Origin of the sequence: Oceanispirochaeta sp. M1, assembly GCF_003346715.1 — a bacterium.
GTDB lineage: Bacteria > Spirochaetota > Spirochaetia > DSM-2461 > DSM-2461 > Oceanispirochaeta.
Genome location: NZ_QQPQ01000124.1, coordinates 1 through 1,234 on the forward strand (window position 1 = coordinate 1; position 1,234 = coordinate 1,234).

Consider the following 1,234-nt stretch of genomic DNA (forward strand, 5'->3'; position numbering starts at 1 on the left):
TGGATAGGCTACACTGTTTCAGACAGTAATTACTCGGACACATTATAATTTCCAGATATAATAGATGTGAGGGTTTAGATGATAGAGAATAATGAGAAGTCCAATATGTCGAAACGATATACAGAGGAATTCAAGAAACAAATAGTTGAACTAATTAGTAATGGAAAATCACCAGGGGATATAGTTAAAGAATATAATATATCAAGATCCTCAGTTCATAAGTGGACAACTGATTTTGGTAGATCTAAATCCTTCAAGGCTAAGGATAATCGCTTTGAAGAAGAGAACGACCTTCTTAAACTTCGTAAGGAAAATAAGCTGCTTAAAATGGAGAACGACATTTTAAAGCAAGCGGCGCTGATATTGGGACGAAAATAGCTGTAATCAGAAAAAATGTAAAAAAATACAGTATCAGCGCCATGTGTAAAAAGTTAAAAATTAACAGAAGTACTGTTTACTACACCAAGGGGATCAAAGTAGTTGATTCCGAACTAGAGAATAAAGTAATCAAGATCTTTAAGGAAAGCCGTAAGAACTATGGCACAAGGAAAATCAAGTACATGCTCTTTGATGATGGTCTTATTGCTTCTAGAAGGCGTATAGGCCGTATTATGGTGAAATATGATCTGGAATCCAACTATACAAAGAAGAAGTATAAAAGAGAAAAAACTGGATGCAACGAGGAAATTAAAGAAAATATAGTAGATAGGAATTTTGATGACAGGGAACAACTTGAAGTAGTCGTAAGTGATCTAACCTACGTGCAGGTGGGAAGCAAATGGAATTATGTCTGTAATATCTTGGATCTGCATAATAGAGAAATTATCGGGACTGCTGCTGGAGCCAAGAAGAGTGCAGAGTTAGTTCTAAAGGCTTTTTCGTCAATCAAACACCCTTTAAACAGAATCCAGATTTTCCATACAGATCGTGGTAGTGAGTTTAAAAATGTATCAATCGATATGCTTTTAACAACGTTTGAAATAACTCGATCCCTCAGTAAAAAGGGGTCACCATATGACAATGCCGTAGCAGAAGCAACGTTTAAGATCTTTAAAATGGAGTTCATTTACCAACAAAAATTTGAAACTCTAGAGGAGTTGAGAAGGGAACTATATGATTATGTAAATTGGTATAATAATAAAAGGATTCATGGGTCTCTGGGGTATTTAACACCAGTGGAATACAAAACTTTGATGTCCGAGAAAATAGTGTCCTAAAAGGGGTTGCCGATCCA

1 protein-coding gene is annotated in these 1,234 nt (G+C 35.5%); it reads left to right on the forward strand.

Translation table 11 applies throughout. From position 1 onward, the window contains the following. The first annotated feature begins 78 nt into the window (after nucleotides 1-78). A protein-coding gene (locus DV872_RS26075; RefSeq protein ID WP_114632900.1) for an IS3 family transposase occupies nucleotides 79-1,217 on the forward strand; the annotation gives its coding sequence in 2 pieces (ribosomal slippage) (nucleotides 79-343 and nucleotides 343-1,217; 1,140 coding nt in all). Nucleotides 1,218-1,234 lie beyond the last annotated feature (17 nt).